The organism is Breznakibacter xylanolyticus (assembly GCF_003254275.1).
In the GTDB taxonomy this organism is placed as follows: domain Bacteria; phylum Bacteroidota; class Bacteroidia; order Bacteroidales; family Marinilabiliaceae; genus Breznakibacter; species Breznakibacter xylanolyticus.
The window spans coordinates 1-3434 of sequence record NZ_QKZK01000074.1; the positions used below are offsets into that span (position 1 = coordinate 1).

The window sequence follows — 3434 nt, forward strand, 5'->3', positions numbered from 1 at the left end:
TGTAGTACACAAATCGGAACTTGAAAATGAACAATTCATTGAAATACAGGCGATGGCTTTGGGATAGCTGCAAAGTGGGCTAATTCCTTTTTGCCTAATTCAACTCCTTTTTTTGCAAACCAATAAACTGACGTTTCTTTTGTTTTTTCTAATTGTTGCAAATCAACTTGAATATTGGTTAGTTTTTGGGCAATCTCATTTATTGGTATTAATTGTTTGATTTGTTCTTTGGCTTTTTCAATGTTGGTTTTAGCGTCCATCAAAGTCAGAAAACTTTCTTTCAACTGAATAAACTCTGTCTCAGCATCTAGCTCCTCTAACATATTTGTTCTGATAAACTCATCTAAATCTTCTAAAACCTTTACACCTACCACCTGATTAAACAAACTCAATGCTTTAACGGAACGCATACCAAACAAACTAGTCATTCTTTCGGCATATGCCGTTGGCCCCTCAATAAATTCAATTTTCTTTTTTGTTGTATTTGAATTGTATGCTTTATCTAACCTTCTTTTCCACAATCCTTTTGAATCAAAGTCACGAAAATCTTTTTCTATTTCAAGTGGTACATGGGCAATGCCAAACTGCCTGTTTAATTCACCACTACTACTAAACCACCGAACTTGAAATAGTGTAACGAATTTTAAATCTGTGTTTTTAAAATGAGCAAGAATAACTGAGTAAGTGTTTTTATCTCTCAACTTTTGCGTAGAAGTAGAGCTTTTACCTTCTTCCTGAATATTTCCATAATGCCCCAGAACATATGTTTCTTCGGTTCGATTACCTTTCTTATCAACGCCTGATGATTGATTGTAAAACCTATCTTTTTTTGCAGGAACCATTAATGTGAGTAATGCATCTATGTATGTGCTTTTTCCTGACGCATTAGCACCAGTCAACAAGGAGTTATTTCCCTGCGGGTTAATTCTAAACACTTTCTCATCAAACGTTCCCCAGTTAAAAACTTCCATATATTGAAGTCTGAAACCCGCCTTATCGGAACTTGTGCTAAACAGACTCAACATATTCCTGCAATCTTGTCTTGAAATCCTGTAAAATATCCAGTGTTATTTTTTCTTTGATAATTCGATGTATTCGGTATCTTGTTTCGTTGTCTTTTTTACTGACTTCTTTCAAATAGCCTAAATCAACAGCAGCATTGATATACCTGTCAAGTTCTTTTATGAAACTCTTTCTATTGAACTTTTCAGGAAGGAATAACTCTAATTCGTCCCTTATTTCAGTATTTGTAATAAATTTTTCAGTAGCTAACTGGGTTGGGTTGCTGTCAAATTCTTCCAAACTCTGTCTTAGTACAACAAGCACAATTGATGTTTCAAACCCAATTTGTCTTCTTTGAACTAACCCAAGAGTATTTCCTTCACTATCTTCAAGTTGCTTGACAAAGGCAAATCCTTCATCTTTTTTTATAATGAGTTCCAAACCAATTTGGCTTATGTAGTCTTGTATCTCGTTTTGATACATTACTACATTTTCCCATTCATTTGAGTTTCGCTCAATTGGTGATTTCAATAATCTAACAATTGCTTTGCTATATGGTTTTTTATAGTTTTCTAAATTCATTTGGTCAATATAATTTCAGGGATTTTGATTTGCTTTTTGTTTTCAGAATCAAACACAATGCTTTGAGTTTTGTCTGGACTAATGACGTGTTTAAATTCTTTTACAATTCCTATGTATCCAAACAATTCAGGAAGGCCTTTATCAAGTCCACCGTAATAATTAACCACATCTAAAAGTGTTGCCTGAGATTTTTCTTTCAGAATATCTTTAATCCTTTTCCTCAGCAACTCTTTGTCAATATTTGATTGATAAAACAGTTTTATCAAATGGTTGGAAGAAGTGATGTCTTCGTCTGCAATTTTAGGCTTATCATTGTAGATAATGTCTTCGCTTTGTTCTGTGGTTAATTTGCGTTCAAACGTGATGCTAATCACGATTTCGGTTTCCAATTCAAATGAAATTTCAGGCTTCTTTTTTATCTTGCTGATTTCAACAAGTTGTTTCTTTATTTCCTGAATGATAGTTTTCGTGGCTTCCGATTTAAAACTTTCGTTTTCACGGATAATACGGCTAAGCTTTTCAGCCATTTTATCGTTGGCTTTATACACTTTTTGGCCAGCACTGTGAAGATGTTTCTTCATCCCTTTCAGGAATGGGTCACTCACAGGAATTGATTTCTCTTCCAAAGTCTTGTATAATTCTTTCGTAAGACTATCCCATTTGTTTTGCAAGTCGGGATTTAGGATGAACGACCAAAAAGCATAAAAACTTTTCCCTTGTTGACTTTCTTTCAACGCATCAAGTGCATCGAAAGTAAATTCCAAAATATCGCTTTTGGATAAACTCCCGTCAGCGTGTTTTTGATAAATACCCTTTGTGATTTCTTTGAAATTGTCTTCAACCTCTTTGAAGTCAGACAACAATTCTTTTGCAGATTGATTGATTTGATTGAAACGAGGAACAATTTCAAATTCCTCAAATACTTTTACATATTCGCCCGTTTTGATTCGTTGAATTTGTTGTTCAATTTCCAATTTCTTTTCTTCCAATAATTGAATACGTTTTTCAGAATCTTCGTTCGTATTCTCAACCAATTCTTTCAATTGATTTAAGATGTTATTGAATTTTGATTCTGTCCCTACAAATTCTTCTTTTTTCAAACTCGTTAACCAATCAATGGTTTTGATTGAATGAGATGAAAGTTCATAAAAAACTTCACCTTGTTCATCGGGATAATTTGTTAAAAAACCTTTGTTTGTCCAGCTTAAGATATATTTTTTGGCTTTTGTTTCGTAGGAATCAAAAACATCAATGTCACTTTCTTCGTCTTTCTCAATTTTTCTGTAATCTAAGAAGTCTGCAAGTTGGGCAATAATTTTTTCTTCTGATATAGCTCCTTGCTGATTAGAAAATGTATTTATGAGAAATACTATGATAGCTTCCCTGTTTCTCAATCGGAGAAGTTCTACACTTGGTGAGTTATTTAATATTTCTGCTATCTTTTGAATTTCAATCATTCTATGACAATCTTGGTGCGTCGGCAAGAAAACAGCTCTTTTGCAAACTTTGGTTGGGCGTTGGCTTGTGCGGTTTGTAAATGTGCTGTTTTGGGCGTTGGCTGTTCATTATTTCGTTTTGTTTTTCTGTCATTTTAGTAGCAAATTGTCTGCTGTATCGTTTTTTACACTTGGCGGTAACGGATGGCGGTATGAGTAGTGCGAGATTTCGAAGCACTTACCTATCAAACCGTTGCTATGTTTATTAAATGTACTCATGTCCAATTACCCTCTTCGCCCCGCATTACTTATGACCGCGTGTTAGGGGCTTGGCATTTTATATTTTTAGTCCTTTAATCAAATTATATTCGTTCGAAGAGACTCCATATTGTGCTTTCACATAGGATTTAATTC

3 protein-coding genes are annotated in these 3434 nt (G+C 34.1%); all 3 read right to left on the bottom strand.

Annotation, left to right across the window (positions count from 1 at the left end):
* Positions 1 to 35: 35 nt before the first annotated feature.
* Genes LX69_RS17320 through LX69_RS17330 form a run of 3 tightly spaced genes read right to left on the bottom strand, consistent with a single transcriptional unit; the run spans position 36 to position 3041 of the window.
* Entirely contained in the window at positions 36 to 971 is a 936-nt protein-coding gene (locus tag LX69_RS17320; protein WP_221621418.1) for an ATP-binding protein, read from the bottom strand.
* A 37-nt stretch (positions 972 to 1008) separates the two neighbouring features.
* Positions 1009 to 1584, bottom strand: a complete 576-nt coding sequence (locus tag LX69_RS17325; protein WP_111447282.1) for a DUF4194 domain-containing protein — start codon at positions 1582 to 1584, stop codon at positions 1009 to 1011.
* Positions 1581 to 3041: a DUF3375 domain-containing protein gene (locus LX69_RS17330; protein WP_111447283.1), complete on the bottom strand. Its 1461-nt coding sequence runs from the start codon at positions 3039 to 3041 to the stop codon at positions 1581 to 1583. The genes LX69_RS17325 and LX69_RS17330 overlap by 4 nt, the downstream gene beginning before the upstream one ends.
* Between the last annotated feature and the right edge of the window lie 393 nt (positions 3042 to 3434).

What these genes read in the sequence shown, in the direction of transcription:
- LX69_RS17325 (WP_111447282.1), bottom strand. Translation starts at nt 1,584, where the DNA reads ATGAATTTAGAAAACTATAAAAAACCATATAGCAAAGCAATTGTTAGA.
- LX69_RS17330 (WP_111447283.1), bottom strand. Translation starts at nt 3,041, where the DNA reads ATGATTGAAATTCAAAAGATAGCAGAAATATTAAATAACTCACCAAGT.
- LX69_RS17320 (WP_221621418.1), bottom strand. Translation starts at nt 971, where the DNA reads ATGGAAGTTTTTAACTGGGGAACGTTTGATGAGAAAGTGTTTAGAATT.